An 18,398-nucleotide genomic window follows, 5' to 3' on the forward strand; every position below is an offset into this window, starting at 1 on the left:
CCGGTGACTGCACCGGTGACGCCGGCCGTGTCGCCTGCCGATACGGTGGCGCCGCCCGAGGCCGTGCCGCATGCCGACACGCACCCGGCCGAACCGGCGACGCGCCCGCAGGCGCCCGTTGCCGCGCCGGCGGATCTCCAGGCCGTGGTGAACGCCGCGGGCATGGAGTGGGTGCAGACGGACACGCAGCGTCTGGCCGCCGTGCAGGCGGACATCGCCGGCGCGAACGTCGCTCCCCGGCTGGGTCGCGAGCGCAAGCCCGCCGCCGCCGTGAACACGGAGCCGATGGTGCAGGTGGAGACGCAGCGCGAGGGCTGATGCCCGAACGCAGGCCTGGGCGACCGGGCCGCGTCAACGACAAACCCCCGCCTCGTGCGGGGGTTTGTCGTTCTGGACGTCAATGCTGCGCACGTCATGCCGTCCCGACGTGTGCGGGGGCAGGCGGCGCCCAGTATGCAGTCAGCGGAACGAGCTTTGCCTGTCCGCAGTGCGAACGGCTCATTTCTCTCGGCCGGCTGCATGGCCGTCTGCGCGGGCTACCATCCTGCGCAGGCACACCTCGCCGTGTGCTGCACTCACAAAGCCTCCAGGAGACATCATGCGCCTGCTCTCGCGCTTCGCCCCCCACACCCTTTCGCTCGCCGTCGGCCTAGCGATCGCCCTGCCTGCCGCCGTCGCGCAGCCTGCCGATGCCTGGCCCGACCATCAGATCCAGGTGATCGTGCCCTACACCCCGGCCGGCTCGACGGACGCGGTCACGCGCATCGTCATGCAGAAGCTCGCCGAGCGGCTGGGCCAGCCCATCGTCGTGGAGAACCGCCCCGGGGCGAACAGCCTGGTCGGAACGGCCCAGGCAGCCCGCGCCAAGCCGGACGGCTACACGTTCGTCACCGTGCTCGCCGCCTACACGGTCAATCCTCACCTCTACCCCTTGCAGTACAAGCAGGAAGATTTCACGCCCGTCTCGCACCTGGCGGATCTGCCGCTCTTTCTCTTCGTGAACCGCAATCTGCCAGTGAATTCGGTCAACGACCTGATCGAGTACGGCCGCAAGAACCCCGGCAAGCTCACCTACGCCTCCAGCGGCACGGGCTCGAGCGCGCACATGACCGGTGCCAACTTCGCCCTGGTCAACGGCCTGGAGATGACGCACATCCCCTACAAAGGCAGCGCGCCGATCCTCACGGATCTGCTGGGCGGCCAACTGTCGATGGTCTTCGATCCGGCCATCGTGCCCATGCCCTACGCCAAAAAGGGTGAGCTCAAAGTGCTGGGGCTCGCGTCGGCGGAGCGCTGGCAAGTGGCGCCCGAGGTGCCCACGCTCGTCGAACAGGGCGTGAAGGACTTCGTGATGAACTCCTGGGTCGGCTTGCTGGCGCCGGCAGGCACGCCGCAGCCCATCGTCGATCGCATGTCGCGCGAACTGGCCGAGGTGGTGAAGGATCCGGATGTTCGGCAGCGCTTCGCCAATGCGGGCTTCGTGCCGCGCGGCAGCACCCCAGCCGAGTTCGGGGCCCTCATCGAGAAGGATCTCGCGCGCTACGGCGAGATCGTGAAGGCCACGGGCACGAAGGTCGAGTGAGTCGGTAGTCAGGACGGCGAGTGAGGCAGCACCGGCCTCGCTCGCACCGGCGCTCAGACCGCCTTGGGGGCTGCCGCCTTGATCTCGCGCTTGCGATCGTCCGCGACGCGCCGCGCGTGCGGGCGCTCGCCGATACGGGTCAGATAGTCGCGCACCGTATCGCCACCCAGCGCGGCCGCCACGAGATCCTCGCCGAAGACCTGCTGCGTGGCGCGCGCCACGAGCGGCAAATGCACCCAGGCCGCGCAATCGGCCTGCGTGAACGTATCACCGCCGATATAGGGATCGAAGCGCACCAGCGCCTTCAGCCGGTTCAGGTTGCGGGTGAGCAATGGCTTCACCTCGGCATTCACGAGCGGATCGGCCGGCGCACCGAAGTAGGCCTGCGGGTACAGACGTCGGGCGACCAACTCGATGTGCAGTTCCAGATACTGGATCAGCTCACGGCACTTGGCGCGCGCGAACGGATCGGCTGGCATCAGCGGGACGTCGGGAAAGGCATCCTCGAGATACTCGGCGATCGGGTGGGATTCGGACAGCGCGCCCGCGTCGGTGACGAGATACGGCACCTTGCCGAGCGGCGAGTGCTGCAGGACGTCGGCCTCCTGCGAGGGGCGTACAAACACTTCCTCGAAGGGCACGCCTTTTTCCAGCAGCGCCAACTTGATCTTGTTGTAGTAGTTGCTGATGCAGAAACCGTAGAGCTTCAACACGCGTGTCTCCTGAATCATCGTTGTCGTGCGGCGCGCAGATGGCGCCGCCTCTGGACGGATGCTAGCAGGCAATACGGGTTGAGGACACGCCCCGGAGCGCCGTGGCGGCGCTCCGAAGGCGTATCAGGAGACGACGGCTTCGGCGGGCAGGCGCGTGAGCAGCGCCAGCAGCTGGGCGATCTCGTCGCGCATGCGCCGACGATCGACGATCATGTCCACGGCGCCCTTCTGCAGCAGGAACTCCGCGCGCTGGAAGCCTTCCGGGAGCTTCTCGCGCACGGTCTGCTCGATCACGCGCGGGCCGGCAAAACCCACCAGTGCCTTGGGCTCGGCGATCACCACATCACCCACGAACGCAAAGCTGGCGGACACGCCACCCATGGTCGGATCGGTAAGCACGCTGATGAACGGCAGCTGGTGCTTGGCGAGCTGAGCGAGCATGGCGTTGGTCTTGGCCATCTGCATGAGCGAGAGCAGGCTTTCCTGCATGCGCGCACCGCCCGAGGCGGCAAAGCAGATGAAAGGCGTGCGCTGATCGATGGCCGCCTGCACGCCCCGCGCAAAGCGCTCACCCACCACCGAGCCCATCGAGCCGCCCATGAACTGGAATTCGAAGGCAGCGGCCACGAGCGACATGCCGCGCACCGACCCGCTCATCACCACGAGCGCTTCGGACTCGCCTGTCTGGGCCGCGGCTTCCTTCAGACGGTCCGGATACTTCTTGGTGTCCTTGAACTTCAGCGTGTCGACCGGCGTGATCTCACCGCCAATTTCGACGCGGCCTTCGCGGTCGAGCAAGGAATCCAGCCGATCACGTGCGTTGATGCGCAGATGGTGATCGCACTTGGGGCACACCTGCAGATTCTTGCGCAGGTCGTCCTGGTACAACACGGATTCGCACGACGGGCATTTCGTCCAGAGGCCCTCGGGAACCCGGCGCTGGGTCTGGGTTTCCGACGTCTTGATGCGTGGCGGAAGCAGTTTTTCGAGCCAGCTCACGATGTAGAGATCCTTTCCGATACGTAGAGGCGAAGCCCAGCGGCGCCGCGCAATGGGGCGCCGGCTGGGGGGTGCATCATAGTCGCTTCAGGCAGCGACGTCGATTCACGCCGTTGTGGTAGAGGCAGCGTCCAACGCCTGGCGAATGGTGCGCAGCCAGTCTTCGGCGGCGCGTGCACTGGCCTTGGCCCGGTCAGACTCCCCTGCGGCCGCCGCGGCCTGAGCAATGGTGTCGACCAGACGTGAGCCGATCACGACGGCATCCGCATGCTCGGCCAGCGCCACGGCGCTCGCCGCGTCGCGGATGCCGAAACCCACACCCACCGGCAGCTGCACGTGCTGACGAATGCGCGCAATGTTGCGAGCGACGTCGGCCGCATCCAGGTGGCCGGCACCCGTCACGCCCTTGAGCGAGACATAGTACACATAGCCGCGTGCCACCTCGGCCACGGCCACGATGCGCGCATCGGTGGACGTGGGTGCAAGCAGGAAGATCGGATCGATGCCCGCCTCGCCCAGGAGACGGGCGAAGTCGGCGACTTCCTCGGGCGGGTAATCCACCGTCAGCACGCCATCGACGCCGGCCTCGCCCGCCGCGCGCGCAAAGGCCTCGGCGCCCATGCGCTCGATCGGGTTGGCATAGCCCATCAACACCACGGGCGTGCGGGTATCCGTGCGGCGGAACTCGGCGACCATGCCGAGCACGTCGCGCAGCGACGTGCCGCCCGCCAGGGCGCGCTCGGCCGCGGCCTGGATTACCGGGCCATCGGCCATCGGATCGGAGAACGGCACGCCAAGCTCGATGACGTCGGCACCGGCAGCGACCAGCGCATGCATGACGGGCACGGTGGCGTCTGGACCGGGGTCACCGGCCATCACGTAAGGAATCAGGGCGGTGCGCGTGGCCTTGTCGGCGAAGGCAGCCGCGAGACGGGCAGAAGCGTTCACAGTCATGGCGGCGCTCCTCACAGGTCCAGACCGGCGCGCTCAGCGACGGTGTGCATGTCCTTGTCGCCACGACCGGACAGGTTGACCAGAATGATCTTGTCCTTGTCGAGCGTGGGCGCCAGACGCACGGCATGCGCGATGGCATGGGCCGACTCGAGCGCGGGCATGATGCCTTCGATGCGGCAGCAGCCATGAAAGGCCGCGAGCGCCTCGTCGTCCGTGACCGTCACATAGGTGGCACGACCGGAGTCCGCCAGCCAGGCGTGCTCGGGGCCGACGCCGGGGTAATCCAGCCCGGCCGACACCGAGTGCGTTTCCTGGATCTGGCCGTTGGCGTCCTGCAGCAGATAGGTGCGGTTGCCGTGCAGCACCCCCACCTGGCCGCCCGTGATCGAGGCGGCGTGCTGGCCGCTCGCGATCCCGTGCCCACCGGCTTCGACGCCCACGAGCGCGACCTCATCGAACCCGATGTACGGATGGAAGATGCCCAAGGCGTTGGAGCCGCCACCCACCGCCGCCACGACGACGTCGGGCTGACGGCCGGCGTCGCGCGGCATCTGCTCGATGCACTCGCGGCCGATCACGGTCTGGAAATCCCGCACCAGCATCGGATACGGGTGCGGGCCCGCCACCGTGCCGATGATGTAGAAGGTGTTCTCGACGTTGGTCACCCAGTCGCGCATGGCTTCGTTCATGGCGTCCTTCAGGGTGCGCGAGCCGGATTCGACCGGCACCACCGTCGCGCCCAGAAGCTTCATGCGGTAGACATTGGCCGACTGGCGGCGCACGTCCTCGCTGCCCATGTAGATGACGCACTCCAGACCGTAGCGCGCTGCCACGGTGGCCGTGGCCACGCCGTGCTGGCCCGCGCCGGTCTCGGCGATGACCCGCGGCTTGCCCATGCGACGGGCGAGCAGGGCCTGACCAATGCAGTTGTTGACCTTGTGCGCGCCGGTGTGGTTCAGGTCTTCGCGCTTGAACCAGATCTGGGCGCCGCCCAGCTCGGAGGACCAGCGTCGGGCGTGATACAGCGGGCTCGGGCGGCCCACGAAGTGCGCGAGTTCATATTCGAACTCGGCCACGAATTCCGGATCGTTGCGATAGCGGTCATAGGCCGCGTTCAGCTCGTCCAGGGCATGGACGAGCGTCTCGGCCACGAAGGTGCCGCCATAGGGGCCGAAATGGCCCTTGGCATCAGGGTATTGGTATGCAGTCATGTGTCTTTGCGCGCGGCGTCGAAGCGCCGCACTTCCTCGGCAAACTGTCGCATCTTCCCGGCGCATTTGACGCCGGGCTCGAGTTCAACGCCGCTGCTCACATCCACGGCGTAGGGGCGAACGTCAGCCAGGGCTTGGGAAACCCTTTCGGCATGCAACCCACCAGACAAAACGAGCGGACGCGCGCTTTCGCTGCGGGCGACGTTGGCAAGCGAGGACCAATCGAAGCTCCTGCCACTGCCACCGTAACCGGGAGAATAGCTGTCGAACAGCCAACCGGCGGCGGCCTCGTGGACCAGACACGATTCTAGCAAAGCCGCAGGCGTGTCCAACCCTGGCGCGCCCACGCGAAACGCCCGCAGGTACGGCAGGCCGTGAACGGTGCACTGATCCGGCGTTTCGTCCCCGTGGAACTGCAGCATGTCCGGGCGGACGGCATCAATGATGGCCTGGAGCTCGGCAGGGCTCGCGTTCACCGTGAGCGCCACCACGCTCACGAAGGGCGGCACGCGCGCGCGCAGGCGCGCTGCAGTCTCCAGGGTCAGGCAGCGCTTGCTGGGCGGGTAGAAGACGAGGCCCACGGCATCGGCGCCCAGTGCCACGGCGGCGTCGACGTCCGCCTCGCGGGTGAAGCCGCAGAATTTGATTCGGGTGCGGGACATAGGCAGGGACGGGGCATGCGCCCGGGCTATGGCGCAAGGCAAGGGTGCCCGGCGCGACGGCCGGCCGAGGCATGCGCCGCGGCAGGAAAAGCTAAAGATTGTCGCGGATTTCCGCCGTGGCGTCCAAATCCGGCAGGTCGAAGCCCGGATACTCGACCGCGGTGAGATAGAGCCCGCCCGGTGCGAAGGTCGGGGCAGCGACGGCCCGGTTGCGGGCGGCGAGCACCTCGGCCATCCACTCGGGCGGGTGCCGCCCCTGCCCCACGTAGACGAGACACCCCAGGATGTTGCGCACCATGTGGTGCAGGAAGGCGTTGGCGCGCAGGGTCACGGTGATGAAGCGGCCGCGCTGGGCGATCTCGAGTGCGTGCATCGTGCGCACGGGCGATGCCGCCTGGCACTGCGACGAGCGAAAACTCGTGAAGTCGTGCTCGCCGAGCAGGCTGGCGCCGGCGGCCTGCATGGCCCCCAGATCCAACGGCCGAAAGCTCCAGCCGGCACGCTGCACCCAATGCGGCGAGCGCACCGGATCGACCCGCAGCACATAGACGTAGCTGCGCGCCGTCGCGCTGAACCGGGCGTGGAAATCGTCGGGTACGGGCCTGGCCCAACGCACCGCGATCGACGGGGGCAGGTGCGCGTTGAGACCGCGCACCCAGGCGTGATCGGGCCGCACCACGGGCGAATCCAGATGGACCACCTGCATGGCGGCGTGCACGCCGGTGTCCGTGCGACCCGCGCACACCGTGGGCACGGGTGAGCCCACGAAAGCGGCCAGCGCCGCCTCCAGCGTGTCCTGCACAGTCCTTCCACCCGGCTGCGTCTGCCAGCCCAGCCAGGGTGCGCCGTCGTAGGCCACCCCCAATGCCATGCGCGTCATGCGATATGCCCTCGGACGGCGGCGAGGGTCATCGTCCCATTACGGTGCATTCGGCGGCTTCGGTCGGGACTTCGCGGGTTCATCGCTGGGCGGGGAGTTCAGGTCGAGGTCGAAATCCACCGGCAGCGGTCGCTCGACGGGCTCGGCTTCGTGCGGTGGACGCCGACGTCGGAAGACAAAGGCGAGCACGGCCACCACGAAAGCCAGCGAGAGCACGACGACCGGCCAGAAGTAGCGGTCGAGCCAGTGCGGCTCGGCCGGCGCCGTCACGGTGCCTGCAGGCGCGCCAGCCTGCGGCGTGGGGCTTGCCGCACCGGGTGCCGAGGGACCGGTGCCGGTGGCCGCCTGGAGACGGGTGTCTCCCGTGCCCGGGCTTGCGGCCCCATTGCCACCGGCAGCACCGGCCGGCGTCGAGGGCGCGTTGCCATTCGGGGCGCTGGTCGCGTTGCCCAAGGCCGATGTCGCGGCGTTACCGCCTGGCGAACCCCCGGCGTTGCCGGACGCGGCACCAGCGGCTGCGCCGCCGGCGGCGTTGGTGGCCGTGGCGCTGCTCGCGGTAGGTCCCGTTGCAACGTCAGCAGCGCCCGCGGCGCTTGCCACCCGACGTGGTCGGCCCCGCGGCGTTTCCGGCCCCGACGTTGGTCGCGCTCGATCCGGTCGACGCCGCGCCCGAGGCACCACCGCCTGCGGCCGCGCTGCGATCTCCCGTTGCGCCATTCGCGCCCGCAGGTGCTGAGGTGCCGGCCTGAGGCTCCCCCGCAGATCCATTGGACGCCGTGGCTCCCGCGGTACCCGTTGCCCGCCCCGCCTGACCGGGTTCGGTCGAGCCCGCGGTGGCAGCCCCGTTGCTCGTGGCGCCTGCGGCACCCGCCTGGGCTGCGGCGCCCGTGGACCCAGTCGCGCCCGGCGCACTCGAAACACCAGTATTGCCCACAGCACCCGAGACATCTGCCCCTGTGCCGCCTGCCGCGCTCGCGGCGCCCGCACCACCGGCGGCGGTGCCCTGCCCCGCCGAGCCAGCGACTGTTGCATCGCCCGCTGCGGTCGCCGCCCCTGCGGCACCACCGGCTCCGGGTGCCTGTGCCGCCTCGGTTGCGGATGTCCCCGAGCCAGCGCCCGTCTGTCCACCCGGGGTCACCGCACCCTGGGCCGTCGCGCCGCCAGCAGCGGCGGCGCTGGCCGAGGCCGTGCCGCTTTGTCCTTGCAAACGGGCGAGGGTCTCGTTCTGACGCTCCAGCAGACGGCGCATGTCCGCCAACGTGGATTCGAGCTCGCCCACGCGCGATTGCGCATCGGTGAGCGCCCGCTGCGTCGCTGCGCGCTCGTCCCCGACTTCAGGATGTTGTACTCGCCAGCCGAGACCAAGGCCGCTTCCGTTTCGATGACGAGGGTGTCGAAACCTTCGCCGCCGTTAACACGGTCGCCAGCAAGCAGGGTGCGTTCAAAGGCGATCGTGTCGTCGCCAGCGCCCGAATTGATGGTGACTGCCTTCGTCTCTTCGTCAACGGTGATCGTGTCGTCGCCAGCACCGGTGGAAATGGTCTTGATCGAGCCTTCGGCGGTCACGGTGATGTCACCCGTGCTGGTCGAGGCGTCGATGGTCTTGACTTTGGTGGTGGCGGTGGAATCAGCCAAGTCACGCACGCGCAGGCCGGTCGCGATCTCGGTCGAAAGGTTGAACGTTTCCACGTCCGTGCCAATCGAGAGAATAATTTCGTTGGCTTCTTCGCCTTCCTCGACTTGGGCCAGTTCGCCGGTGATGAAGACGTTGCCCAGCACCTTGCCTGCGGCCACCACCATGACTTGGCCGTCAACGTTGTTGAAGTCCAGAGCAACGTTGTCCAGAGCCTTGCCACCGAACTCAGCGGTCACGCCCTCTTCGACGTTGTCGAACGAAGCTTCAACACCTACGAACGTGTCGCCTTCGATCTGAATAGCGGCAGCGCCTTCGATGTTGCTGAACTCGGCGACAGCGGTCGTGGCCTTGGCAGCAGTGATCGTCACTACGACGTCGTCATCGGCGCCGTCGACCTTCACGCCCACGGTCGTGGCAGCAGCAGCGGCGGCAACCGTGACTTCAGCCTCGCCCACGAGGTTCTTGAAGCCAGCCACCGTGGTCTCGGCCAGAGCCGTCACGTTGACGGCTTTGCCATGTTGCCACAGTTCTTCCACGCCGACGAACTTCGAGGCGTCGAGCGAAGAGCCGCCGGTGGTGAACGCACCGCTGTTGGCGTTGTACAGGTTGATGACTTCGATGTTCTTGATCGAAACGTTGGCGGGCAGTTGGTTGTTTGCTGTGGCACCCGTGTAGATGTTCACCGTGTCACGGCCAGCACCACCGTCGATGGAGTCGAATGCACCCAGCGTCGGCTTCTTGTCGCCCGTTGCCGGATCGATCGGCAGTGCATTGAACACGTCGTTGCCGGCGGTGCCGACCAGCTTGTCCACGCCCGGGGTCAGGAAGAAGGTCTGGCCGCCATTCGTGGCATCAGACAGCTTTTCCTTGGCGGCGTCGATCGAGGCCGGATCTTCGTTCACGCCGTCCAGGACTTGGGCAGCATTGAATTCGAGCGTCGGCAGGATTTGCGGGTTGGAGTTTTCGAACTTGGCGAATTCCAGAGCGACCGTGGTGCGGTTTGCCAGGTAAGCGCCATCGCGCTCGTCAGCCGCAGCGGAGGCGATCACGATACCAACCAGCTCAGCGCGGTCGATGGACCCGTTGCCCAGCTGAGCGATCCAGTAAGCACGGCCACCTTCATCAGCGGCGCGACCCAGCACGTTCTGGTAGATCCAGTCGACGTATTCTGCGTCCGTCACCGACTCACCGGAGGGGATCTCGCCCACGTTGCCAGCATCCAGGTAGATCTGGGCCGACAGCGCCTTGAATGCATTTTCTTCAGCGGCGGGGTTGTCACCTTGAGCAGCAGCCAGCTGCTTGTACAGCGTGACGTAGAAGTTCATCGCCTGATATTCAGGGGCGCGGCCGAGGTAGGACAGGAACAGCACTGCAACGTCTTCGCGAGCGTCGACAGTATCGATGATAGCCATTTGGGCAAAACTCCGTAGGGTCTTCTCGTGACACACGAGATCAGTATTCACGCGCACAAAGCGCTACGAAATACTACTGAAGATTCTGAGAGATTGCAGTGACGGCGGTCACATTTTCCTAGATTCATCCACGCTAATACGGCATACAGCCATCGTCTACTGGTACCAAAGCTGCGTACCCATGATCACGATGATGATCACCGAGTTAGCGTTACTTTTGTAATATTCATGAGAATTTGTATTTTCCGATTGCTGCGCTAGCTGAAGAGAAAGCCATTCCTGAAATGAAGAAAGCCCCGAGACTAAAAGCCTCGGGGCTTATCTACCGAACGCTACAGCGATTTCAAACCACGCCGTAGCATCATCGACGTCGGTACAACTTAGACCTCAACTTGATTCAGCGTAGCCACCAAGTCGTTCAGGTCAACTTGACCCACGATCTTGACCAACACATCGGAGTCGTCCAGCGTGGCTTCACCAAGGTTGGCGTACACATAGGTATCGCCACCGAAGGTGAACACAAACTGGTCGCCTTCTTTGGCGGCAACCTCAACCAGCGCCAGACCCAGGTCGTCCGTATCGGAGACAGTCGTGACTTCGAAGCTGCTCAGTTGGACGAAGGCGTCGAACCCGTCGCCTGCTTCGGTGTCGACGTAGCCGACCACGAGCATGTCGAACGGCGTTTCCTCGGCGTCGTCATCTTCTGCGGCATCGAAGTCCATCAGCTTCAGGCCCGACACCGAGTCCATGGCACCAACCGTCGAGTTGGCAAGGCCAACCTGCGAGTAGCCTGCACCCAGCGTAATGGTCTCTTCTTCAGCATTGGCCGACAGATACTGGAATGCGCTCTGCTCGTCCAGGCCAGACACGTCGATCGTGACCAACGCGGAAGGTGCCAGCACGGCGTCGTCAAGATCACCCTCTTCGCCGGTCGAGAAGCCGTTGAACACGATCACTGAGCCCGAGCCCGAAACCGTCAGCGTCGTGAGATTCTCGGCGTCAGCAGACAGCAGGACGAAATACGACGGCTCGAACTCGCTGTCGTCATCGCCTTCTTCCGGCCAATTGGTAACCAAGTCGACATTGGCAACTTCGAAGTCACCGCCCAGACGTGCTGCGGAGTCTTCCAGGCTCAGATTGACTACCGATGCGTTCGCGAGAATGTCGGCCTCGGCACCCTCAGCCACCTCGATCGACACCGCGCCGCCGAAAGCACTGCCTTCAACGTAGCCGGCTGCCGTAACAACCAGGTCTTGCTCGGTCACCAGGGTCTGCGTGGCGGAAGCCTTCGTCACCGTCGAAACTGCAGCGGTATCTTCGTCAACGCCGTCATCGCCAACAAACGTCAGCTGGCTGAACGAAGACAGGCGCGAAGCATCCACATCCACTGCGTTGTCGAACACGAGGTTATCGATGTTCGTCACGCCGGCCTTCAGGATGTTGTACTCACCAGCCGACACCAGACGAGCTTGGGTATTCAGTACGAGGGTATCGAAACCTTCGCCGCCGTTCACACGGTCACCCGAGACCAGCGTGCGATCGAACACGATGGTGTCGTCACCAGCACCAGAGCTGACGGTGGTTGCGCCAGCACGATCCACGATGATCGTGTCGTCACCTGCGCCCGTAGAAACGTTCTTCACGTTGCCTTCGGCTACGAAGAAGATGTCACCCGTGCTGGTCGAGGCGTCGACGGTGTCCAGCTTGCTGCCTTCGGAGTAAGCGTCAACGTCCAGATACGTATTAACTTGCGTCGTGACAGTCAGCGTCTGGACGTCGGTTTCAACGTACAGCTCGATTTCGTTCTCTTCCTCGCCCTCTTCGACGGCGGCCAGTTCACCGGTCACCAGCACGCTCGACACCTTCTCGCCACCGGCGTAGATGTCAGCGTTCTCGACGTTCGACAGCTCAATGGCCACGTTGTCGAGTGCCTTGCCTTCCAGCGAGACGTCTGCGTATTCCACGTTCGTGAAGGAAGCTTCCACGCCAATCACGGTATCGCTGTCGATATCCAGATCGGCTTCGCCTTCGACATTGCTGAAATCGGCGACGACGGTCGTGGCCTTACCAGCATTGACGTCGAGGGAGATGTCGCCGTCGACACCGTCAACGATCACGGCAACGGTCGTGGCGGCCTCAGCAGCGCTGACATCGACAGTGGTGTCGCCTTCGAGGTTCTTGAAGCCAGCAGCCGTGGTGTCAGCCAGGTTCGCGACGTCAACGGCGGCGCCGTGTTGCCACAGTTCCTGCACGCCGGTGAACTTGGAAGCGTCCAGCTGACCACCGCCGGTATTGAACTCTTGCGTAGCGGTGTTGAAGAGATTGATGACTTCGATGTTCTTGATGCTGACGTTGGCAGGCAGAACGTTGTCGGTAGCCGCACCCGAGTAGATGTTCAGCGTGTCGCGGCCGGCGCCACCGTCGATGGAATCGAAGGCACCAAGGGTCTGCGAGGGCTCACCCGTGGCCGGGTTGACCGGCAGCGCGTTGAACACGTCATCGCCAGCCGTGCCCACGAGCTTGTCCACGCCCGGGGTCAGGAAGAAGCTTTGACCGCCACCCGTGGCGCTCGACAGTTTCGCCAGCGCAGCGTCGATGGAGGCCGGGTCTTCGTTCACGCCGTCCAGCACCTGGGCAGCGTTGAACTCTAGGTTCCCCAGGATCTGCGGATTGGAGTTTTCGAACTTGGCGAATTCCAGAGCGACCGTCGTGCGGTTCGTCAGGTACGCACCGTCGCGCTCGTCGTCATAGGCAGAGGCGATCACGATGCCGACCAGCTCAGCGCGGTCGATCGAACCGTTGTCCAGTTGGGCGATCCAGTAAGCACGGCCGGCCTCATCGGCGGCACGGCCCAGCACGTTTTGGTAGATCCAGTCGACGTACTCGCCGTTCGTGACCGATTCGCCCGAGGGGATTTCGCCCACGGTGCCGGCGTCAATGAAGATCTGAGCCGACAGTGCCTTGAAGGCGTTTTGCACGGCGGCGGGGTCATCACCTTGCTCGACGCCCAGCTGCTTGTACAGCGTGACGTAGTAGTTCATCGCCTGATACTCGGGCGCGCGACCGAGGTACGACAGGAACAGTACAGCAACGTCTTCACGTGCGTCGACGGTGTCGATGATAGCCATGTGGGGAAAACTCCGTAGTAGATGCCTTGTGATACACAAAGCAGGAATCTGAGCGCATTAGCGCTGAGGAATACTACGGAAGTTGTAAAACTGAAGCTGTGACCTGCATCACAAAAACGTCAATTAGTTGCTTCCCGCGCAAGTTTTCGCAATTCGAGCCTGTGAGCAAGAACAAACGATGTTGCTAAGCATAAAAACGACGCGCAACTGTAACGTTTTGGTCACAAAAAAGCGGGCGCCCTGAAGGCGCCCGCTGTACTACGTCAACCAACCCTGATCGATACCTTACACAAGCTGAAGATCGGTAGGCTGCTCAGGCGCATCCTGCTGCAGTTGCTCTGCCGTGAACTCACCAGCCAGCTTCAGACCGAAGTCCTCGTTGTCAAAGCGGCCGTCGCTGTTCGCATCTGCGTACAGGTAGGTATCGCCTTGGAACGTGAACACCAGCACGTCGGCATCGAACCCTTCATTGGCGTAAGCTGCTGCCGCATCCGCCCAAGCCTGATCCAGCGTGCTCACCCCAGATGCCAGCGTGTGGTCAGCCAAGGTGGCGCCTTCTGCATCGTCCTCGAAATACAGCTGGTCCACAAGACCACTATCGCTCTCGACCTTGAAGTTCTCAATCGTATCCAGCGCGCCAACGGTCGACGAACCGTAGTCAAGATAGATGGCGGCACTGCCGGAACCCAGCGTCACCGTCTCTGCCACATCCGTGGCCAGGCCAACCGTCAGGTTGCCAGCGAAATCAGAAACGTCGATGGTCGAGAACTTACCGCCAATGTCGTTATTGAGGGACAGGCGGCCAGACTCCCCGGTCACAGTCAAGGTGCCATCTTCAGCGCCGACGGCGGCGGCATCAACCTCGAGGTTCAACGTCACCTCTGCCTGGGCCGGCGTGTCCTCACTTTCTTCGACGGCACCCGGCAGATCGACGTTCAGATTCACCGCGCCCGCGGCATTGCTCAGGACCAGGGTTTCGGGGTTGGTCGCAGCATCATCGCCGTTGTCGTACTGAGCCACGTAGATCGCCTGACCATCGGCCAAGTTCTGAACGGTGGCCGTACCAGAACCCTCGAACCAGAGAGAATCAAACCCGGTCAGCTGAGCAGCGTCCACAGACACTTCGGCCCCCTTGAACGCGAGCTGCTCGACGTTGCTCACGTTACCGAGCGCGAGATAGTCTTGCGTCTGGTATTGGCCACCAGTCGAGAGCACGACGGTGTCAGTGCCTTCGCCGCCATCAACGGAGTCGGACAGCGACAGCGCCCGATCCTCAAATACGATGCGATCGTCGCCAGAGCCGCCGGTGAAGCTCTTCACACCGTCGCCCATCTCATACCAGATGTCGCCGGTGGAGCCAGCGGCATTGACGGCAGTCACGCCGTTACCGTCGATCGACTCAATGCGCGCGTCAACAGCGGAATTCAGTGTAAAAGTCCCAACATTTCCTGTTCCACTGTTGTTCACCGTCAGCGAGACGTAGGGAGCATCCTCGCCATCCTCCACCGCCGCAAGCTCGCCAGCAATCGTCACTTGGTTGAGGGAGCCACCTGCCACCGACAGATCCACCGACCCTTCATCATTGGCGACCACGTTGTCGAACGCCACCGTCGCGGTCGCTGCGGCGGCGTTGACGGTCAGCGTCTCAGCGGCCGTAAGATTGCCAAAGCCCGCGGCAGTATTGGCGCCGAGGTTATTCACCGTATCGGCACGGTTGTACTGCCAGACTTCCTCAGCTCCCTGGAAGCCTGCAGCGTTCACCCCGGTGCCATCCTTCAGGCCGAAGAGAGCACCATCGGTTTCCTCATCGGTGTTGTAGATGTTGATGACCTCTACGTTACGCACCGTGCCTTGCTGGACTGAATTCTTGCCCGCGCCATCGGTGTAGATATTCAGCGTGTCACGGCCAAGTCCACCGTCCACCGTATCGAACTGGTTGAGCGTGTCAGCAGGCTGGCTGTTGGTCGGATCCACCGGCGTGGCGTTGAAGACGTCATCGCCACTGGTGCCGGTCAGATTGTCGGTACCCGGCGTCAACGTGAAGCTCTCGCCGCCACCCGTTGTGGCATACAGCTTTTGCAGGGCGGCATCGACCGACGCCGGATCATCCGTCACGCCCTCCAGAACCTGGGCGGCGTTGAACTCAAGGTTGGGCAGCAGGTTCGGATTGGAGTTTTCGAACTTGGCGAACTCTAGCGCTACCTCAGTGCGATTTGCCACGTATGCAGCATCGCGTTCATCGCTCTCGGCAGCTCGCAGGATGATACCTACCAGCGCGGGACGTTCGATCGAGCCACTATCCAGCTGGGCGATCCAATACTCGCGACCTGCGGCATCGGCCTCGCGACCCAGCGCATTCTCGTAGATCCAGTCCACATATTGATCGTTGGAGAACGCGGGGCCGGTCGGCACTTCGCCGAAACCGGAGGCATCCGTGTAGATAGTGGCGGCCAGTGCCTTGAAGGCGTTCTGCTGGGCGGCAGGGTCTTCACCCTGATCGGCCAGCAGCTGGTTGTAGACGCCAACGTAGTAGCTCATCGCCTGGAACTCGGGCGCTCGCTTCATGTAGGACAAAAAGAGCGACGCAACATCTTCGCGGGCTTGTTCGACCGAGACGCTTGCCATGTTCGAAATCTCCGTGGGGTGAGTCAGCTGTCCGTCAAAGGGACGGTACAACGATGGATACTATCGTTGCCCCAACGAGATTCGATGTGATGGCGATCACAATCCCCATGTTTAAATTGCAGCCACGTATTTCCTGAAAGTTACCCCTTGGAACCAAGGGGATTAGTACTTTTTAGGTACATTTAAGGTCCTCCCTGGGAAAGACTAGCGGGTTAAGGAAAACCCTTGTTTCTTACCCGCGAAAATCCAGGAAGACCTGCTTACACAGGCCCCACTGGCAGCTCGCGCTTGTGCTGACTGTTCCGATACGTGCGCAGGATGATCTCGGCAGATTTCGCACTCACAGCCTTGCCCTCGAGGAAGTCGTCGATCTCTTCATACGTCACCCCAAACGCCGCTTCGTCGGGCTTCTGCGGCGACAGGGATTCGAGATCGGCCGTGGGCACCTTGTTCACCAGGTTGTCCGGGGCGCCCAGCAAGGCAGCGCACGCGCGCACGCGGCGCTTGTTCAGCCCCGAGAGCGGCACTACATCGGCCGCCCCATCGCCAAACTTGGTGAAGAAGCCCATCAGGGCTTCCGCCGCGTGATCGGTGCCGATCACGATGCCGTTATGGGCAGCGGCCACGGCGTACTGCGCCACCATGCGCTGGCGCGCCTTGATGTTGCCGTGTGCGAAATCTTCATGGCCGGGATCGCGAAAGGCCACGTCGCCGGTCTTGACGGCTTCGAGCATGCCATCGGCGGCGGGCTTGATGTTCACGGTCACGACCCGATCAGGCCGGATCACCTGGAGCGAGGCCTGCGCCTCGTCCTCATCGGCCTGCACGCCGTAAGGCAGGCGCATGGCGATGAACTGGGCCTGGCCGCCCTGCTCGCGGATGCGCTCCACGGCACGCTGGGCCAGGCAGCCGGCGGTGAGGGAATCCACGCCGCCGCTGATGCCGAGCACATAGGTCTGCAGGCCGCTGCTGCGCAGGTAATCCGCGAGGAACGCCACACGGCGCTCGACTTCGGCGGCGGCATCGAATGCATCGCTCACGCCCAGTACGCGTGCGATCTCCCGTTGTTGGGCGAGTTGCTGATCGGCAGACATACGAAATCACTCCCTTCGATGATGTTGGATGGCAGGCCCGCCCCGCGCGGGCCGTGGCCGGGGGTTCAAGGGCGCTTCGCGCCATAGTAGAACGGAATACGGGACAAGGCGTAGGCAGCGGCGGCCTCGCGCACTGCATGGCGGTCGCCGGGAAAACGCCGGGTTTCCACGTGCACCACGGCCGGGTCATCGCCGCACTGATAGGCCCAGGCAAAGCATTGCGTGCCGGGCGCGACGCCATCAGCACCATCGTCGGCCACGCCCGTGTTGGCGACGGCCACATTGGCGCGACTCGCCGCGAGAGCGCCGATGGCCATCTCGCGCGCCACGTCTTCACTGGTCAAGCCGGCACGCTCGATGGTCTCGGCACGCACGGCGAGGCACCGCTGCTTGGCCTCAGGGGAATAGACGACGAACGCGCAATCCAGCAACTGCCCTGCCCCGGGCACCTCGGCCAGGGTGGAGGCGATCAGGCCGGCGGTGCAGGATTCGGCCGTGACCAGCAGCAGTTCGTTCTCCTGCATGAAATCGACAAGCGACTGTTCGGGCGACATGGCGGCTTCCCAAGCTGTGAACACGGGGTCGCCTCGTGCAAAGGGCATGCCCTGGGCGTGTGCGCCCCATCCTGTACGATGCCAGCCATGATCTCTTACCCATCCGTCCTCATGCGCCGTCTCTTTCTACTCGTCGTTACGCTGTGCGCCCTGGGCACTGCCCACGCCAACACCTTCATCGAGCGCCTGCTCGACCGCCGCGTGCCGGGCGGGGTTGCCGTCGTGGACCTGGGCAACCCGGGCCAGCCGCCCCGGGCCACTTTCCAGGGCAAGCCCGTGATGGTGCTGCGCGACGGCGAGCGCTGGATCGCTGTGGTCGGGATTCCGCTGGACACCACCCGCGGCAACCAGACGCTGCAGGTCACCGGCGGGAGCACGCCACGGATCGAGTTCGACGTCGGTACGCGTCACTATGCCGAGCAGCACATCAAGCTTGCGAACCAGCGGCAGGTGACGCCCAATCCGGACGACACACGGCGCATCGAACGCGAACTCGCTGAGCAGCAGGCGGCCTATCGCACGTTCACGCCGGGCACGCCCAGCAATGTGTTCCTGGATCGGCCCGTCGACGGCCGTCTTTCGAGCCCGTTCGGCCTGCGCCGCGTGTTCAATGGTCAGCCCCGCAATCCGCATTCAGGGCTGGATTTCGCCGTGCCCACGGGCACCCCGATCAAGGCGCCGGCCGCTGGCCGCGTGATCCTCGTCGGCGATTACTTCTTCAACGGCAAGACGGTGTTCGTCGACCACGGGCAGGGGCTGATCAGCATGTTCTGCCACCTGTCGGTAATCGACGTCAAGGTGGGCGACACGCTGGCCCGCGGCGGCGTGCTCGGCAAGGTAGGGGCCACCGGGCGCGCCACGGGCCCTCACCTGCACTGGAACGTGAGCCTTAACGACGTGCGCGTCGACCCTTCGATCTTCATCGACGCGTACAAGCCCTGACCGCGG

Annotated in this window: 14 protein-coding genes and 1 pseudogene; 3 read left to right on the forward strand and 12 right to left on the reverse strand. The window is 64.2% G+C overall.

From position 1 onward, the window contains the following. Both IMZ29_RS13875 and IMZ29_RS13880 read left to right on the forward strand, forming a co-directional pair. Positions 1-318 (forward strand): annotated as a pseudogene (locus tag IMZ29_RS13875) (ribonuclease E/G); the annotation flags it as partial. Positions 319-598: 280 nt separating this feature from the next. Then, on the forward strand, positions 599-1,582 hold the full coding sequence (locus IMZ29_RS13880; protein ID WP_216184993.1) for a Bug family tripartite tricarboxylate transporter substrate binding protein: 984 nt from the start codon (positions 599-601) through the stop codon (positions 1,580-1,582). A 53-nt stretch (positions 1,583-1,635) separates the two neighbouring features. On the opposite strand, the gene IMZ29_RS13885 is transcribed toward IMZ29_RS13880, so the two are convergent. From IMZ29_RS13885 to IMZ29_RS13940, 12 genes are all read right to left on the reverse strand, one after another. Beyond that, positions 1,636-2,295 (reverse strand): glutathione S-transferase family protein, encoded by a 660-nt coding sequence (locus tag IMZ29_RS13885; RefSeq protein WP_216184995.1) that lies wholly within the window; start codon positions 2,293-2,295, stop codon positions 1,636-1,638. A 123-nt stretch (positions 2,296-2,418) separates the two neighbouring features. Next, positions 2,419-3,294: an acetyl-CoA carboxylase, carboxyltransferase subunit beta gene (accD, locus tag IMZ29_RS13890; protein WP_216184997.1), complete on the reverse strand. Its 876-nt coding sequence runs from the start codon at positions 3,292-3,294 to the stop codon at positions 2,419-2,421. 105 nt (positions 3,295-3,399) lie between these two features. Then, positions 3,400-4,248, reverse strand: coding sequence for a tryptophan synthase subunit alpha (trpA, locus tag IMZ29_RS13895; protein ID WP_253207128.1), 849 nt, complete (start codon positions 4,246-4,248; stop codon positions 3,400-3,402). A gap of 11 nt (positions 4,249-4,259) precedes the next feature. Beyond that, complete coding sequence (trpB, locus tag IMZ29_RS13900; RefSeq protein WP_216185000.1) at positions 4,260-5,459, reverse strand: tryptophan synthase subunit beta; 1,200 nt, start codon at positions 5,457-5,459, stop codon at positions 4,260-4,262. After that, the gene (locus IMZ29_RS13905; RefSeq protein ID WP_216185003.1) at positions 5,456-6,121 is read right to left on the reverse strand and encodes a phosphoribosylanthranilate isomerase; all 666 of its coding nucleotides are present in this window, start codon (positions 6,119-6,121) and stop codon (positions 5,456-5,458) included. Before IMZ29_RS13905 ends, trpB begins: the two co-directional genes overlap by 4 nt. Positions 6,122-6,212: 91 nt before the next feature. Next, complete coding sequence (truA, locus tag IMZ29_RS13910; RefSeq protein WP_216185005.1) at positions 6,213-7,001, reverse strand: tRNA pseudouridine(38-40) synthase TruA; 789 nt, start codon at positions 6,999-7,001, stop codon at positions 6,213-6,215. A 39-nt stretch (positions 7,002-7,040) separates the two neighbouring features. Next, positions 7,041-7,454 carry a hypothetical protein gene (locus IMZ29_RS13915; protein WP_216185008.1) on the reverse strand — a complete coding sequence of 138 codons (414 nt, stop codon included), beginning with the start codon at positions 7,452-7,454 and terminating at the stop codon, positions 7,041-7,043. 681 nt (positions 7,455-8,135) lie between these two features. After that, positions 8,136-10,049: a DUF4214 domain-containing protein gene (locus IMZ29_RS13920; protein WP_216185011.1), complete on the reverse strand. Its 1,914-nt coding sequence runs from the start codon at positions 10,047-10,049 to the stop codon at positions 8,136-8,138. Between the two features lie 380 nt (positions 10,050-10,429). Next, positions 10,430-13,177 carry a DUF4214 domain-containing protein gene (locus IMZ29_RS13925; protein ID WP_216185014.1) on the reverse strand — a complete coding sequence of 916 codons (2,748 nt, stop codon included), beginning with the start codon at positions 13,175-13,177 and terminating at the stop codon, positions 10,430-10,432. 285 nt (positions 13,178-13,462) lie between these two features. Further along, on the reverse strand, positions 13,463-15,802 hold the full coding sequence (locus IMZ29_RS13930) for a DUF4214 domain-containing protein (RefSeq protein WP_216185017.1): 2,340 nt from the start codon (positions 15,800-15,802) through the stop codon (positions 13,463-13,465). A gap of 260 nt (positions 15,803-16,062) precedes the next feature. Further along, the gene (gene nadE, locus IMZ29_RS13935) at positions 16,063-16,896 is read right to left on the reverse strand and encodes an NAD(+) synthase (RefSeq protein WP_216185020.1); all 834 of its coding nucleotides are present in this window, start codon (positions 16,894-16,896) and stop codon (positions 16,063-16,065) included. A gap of 65 nt (positions 16,897-16,961) precedes the next feature. After that, positions 16,962-17,450, reverse strand: a complete 489-nt coding sequence (locus IMZ29_RS13940) for a CinA family protein (protein ID WP_216185206.1) — start codon at positions 17,448-17,450, stop codon at positions 16,962-16,964. Positions 17,451-17,540: 90 nt separating this feature from the next. On the opposite strand from IMZ29_RS13940, the gene IMZ29_RS13945 reads away from it, so the two are divergent. Further along, positions 17,541-18,392, forward strand: coding sequence for a peptidoglycan DD-metalloendopeptidase family protein (locus IMZ29_RS13945; RefSeq protein WP_371820272.1), 852 nt, complete (start codon positions 17,541-17,543; stop codon positions 18,390-18,392). The last annotated feature ends 6 nt before the right edge of the window (positions 18,393-18,398 follow it).

Origin of the sequence: Verticiella alkaliphila (assembly GCF_018904615.1) — a bacterium.
Lineage (GTDB): Bacteria > Pseudomonadota > Gammaproteobacteria > Burkholderiales > Burkholderiaceae_B > Verticiella > Verticiella alkaliphila.

Coding starts and splice junctions, on each gene's coding strand:
- IMZ29_RS13880 (WP_216184993.1), top strand. CDS start 599: ATGCGCCTGCTCTCGCGCTTCGCCCCCCACACCCTTTCGCTCGCCGTC.
- trpA (WP_253207128.1), bottom strand. CDS start 4,248: ATGACTGTGAACGCTTCTGCCCGTCTCGCGGCTGCCTTCGCCGACAAG.
- trpB (WP_216185000.1), bottom strand. CDS start 5,459: ATGACTGCATACCAATACCCTGATGCCAAGGGCCATTTCGGCCCCTAT.
- IMZ29_RS13905 (WP_216185003.1), bottom strand. CDS start 6,121: ATGTCCCGCACCCGAATCAAATTCTGCGGCTTCACCCGCGAGGCGGAC.
- truA (WP_216185005.1), bottom strand. CDS start 7,001: ATGACGCGCATGGCATTGGGGGTGGCCTACGACGGCGCACCCTGGCTG.
- IMZ29_RS13920 (WP_216185011.1), bottom strand. CDS start 10,049: ATGGCTATCATCGATACTGTCGACGCTCGCGAAGACGTTGCAGTGCTG.
- IMZ29_RS13925 (WP_216185014.1), bottom strand. CDS start 13,177: ATGGCTATCATCGACACCGTCGACGCACGTGAAGACGTTGCTGTACTG.
- IMZ29_RS13930 (WP_216185017.1), bottom strand. CDS start 15,802: ATGGCAAGCGTCTCGGTCGAACAAGCCCGCGAAGATGTTGCGTCGCTC.
- nadE (WP_216185020.1), bottom strand. CDS start 16,896: ATGTCTGCCGATCAGCAACTCGCCCAACAACGGGAGATCGCACGCGTA.
- IMZ29_RS13940 (WP_216185206.1), bottom strand. CDS start 17,450: ATGTCGCCCGAACAGTCGCTTGTCGATTTCATGCAGGAGAACGAACTG.